The sequence below is a fragment of the Arthrobacter sp. LAR12-1-1.1 genome (genome assembly GCF_040676555.1).
Taxonomy (GTDB): domain Bacteria; phylum Actinomycetota; class Actinomycetes; order Actinomycetales; family Micrococcaceae; genus Arthrobacter.
In genome coordinates, this window is sequence record NZ_JBEGIG010000030.1 from 1 (window position 1) to 1,554 (window position 1,554).

The window sequence follows — 1,554 nt, forward strand, 5'->3', positions numbered from 1 at the left end:
GGGTTTTGGTGGAGCGCGGGACCTGATCCTGGGAGGCAAGCGTATTAACAGGTGTGACGCAGGAAGGTAGCCGAGCCGGGCGATGGTTGTCCCGGTCTAAGGATGTAGGGCGAACGGTAGGCAAATCCGCCGTTCATGATGCCTGAGATCTGACGGGACCCCCGTATGGGGGGATTCGGTGATCCTATGCTGCCGAGAAAAGCATCGACGCGAGGTTTTAGCCGCCCGTACCCCAAACCGACACAGGTGATCAGGTAGAGAATACTAAGGCGATCGAGAGAATTATGGTTAAGGAACTCGGCAAAATGCCCCCGTAACTTCGGGAGAAGGGGGGCCCCAACCTTGAACACCACTTGCTGGTGGGAGGGGATCGGGGCCGCAGAGACCAGGGGGAAGCGACTGTTTACTAAAAACACAGGTCCGTGCGAAGTCGCAAGACGATGTATACGGACTGACTCCTGCCCGGTGCTGGAAGGTTAAGAGGACCGGTTAGCCGCAAGGCGAAGCTGAGAATTTAAGCCCCAGTAAACGGCGGTGGTAACTATAACCATCCTAAGGTAGCGAAATTCCTTGTCGGGTAAGTTCCGACCTGCACGAATGGAGTAACGACTTCCCCGCTGTCTCAACCATAAACTCGGCGAAATTGCAGTACGAGTAAAGATGCTCGTTACGCGCAGCAGGACGGAAAGACCCCGAGACCTTTACTATAGTTTGGTATTGGTGTTCGGAGTGGCTTGTGTAGGATAGGTGGGAGACGTTGAAGCCCGGACGCCAGTTCGGGTGGAGTCATCGTTGAAATACCACTCTGGTCACTTTGGACATCTAACTTCGGCCCGTAATCCGGGTCAGGGACAGTGCCTGATGGGTAGTTTAACTGGGGCGGTTGCCTCCTAAAAAGTAACGGAGGCGCCCAAAGGTTCCCTCAGCCTGGTTGGCAATCAGGTGTCGAGTGTAAGTGCACAAGGGAGCTTGACTGTGAGAGAGACATCTCGAGCAGGGACGAAAGTCGGGACTAGTGATCCGGCGGTACATTGTGGAATGGCCGTCGCTCAACGGATAAAAGGTACCTCGGGGATAACAGGCTGATCTTGCCCAAGAGTCCATATCGACGGCATGGTTTGGCACCTCGATGTCGGCTCGTCGCATCCTGGGGCTGGAGTAGGTCCCAAGGGTTGGGCTGTTCGCCCATTAAAGCGGTACGCGAGCTGGGTTTAGAACGTCGTGAGACAGTTCGGTCCCTATCCGCTGCGCGCGCAGGAAATTTGAGAAGGGCTGTCCTTAGTACGAGAGGACCGGGACGGACGAACCTCTGGTGTGTCAGTTGTACTGCCAAGTGCACCGCTGATTAGCTACGTTCGGATGGGATAACCGCTGAAAGCATCTAAGCGGGAAGCTCGCTTCGAGATGAGATTTCCATACACCTTGTGTGTGAGAGGCCCCCAGCCAGACCACTGGGTTGATAGGCCGGATGTGGAAGCGAGGACTAACGACTCGTGAAGCTGACCGGTACTAATAGGCCGATAACTTACACCACACACCCATCCCGTGAACGGA

At 55.3% G+C, this 1,554-nt stretch carries 1 rRNA gene; it reads left to right on the top strand.

Features of this window, described 5'->3' with window-relative positions:
* Positions 1-1,534 (top strand): 23S ribosomal RNA (locus MRBLAR12_RS16170); the annotation flags it as partial.
* Between the last annotated feature and the right edge of the window lie 20 nt (positions 1,535-1,554).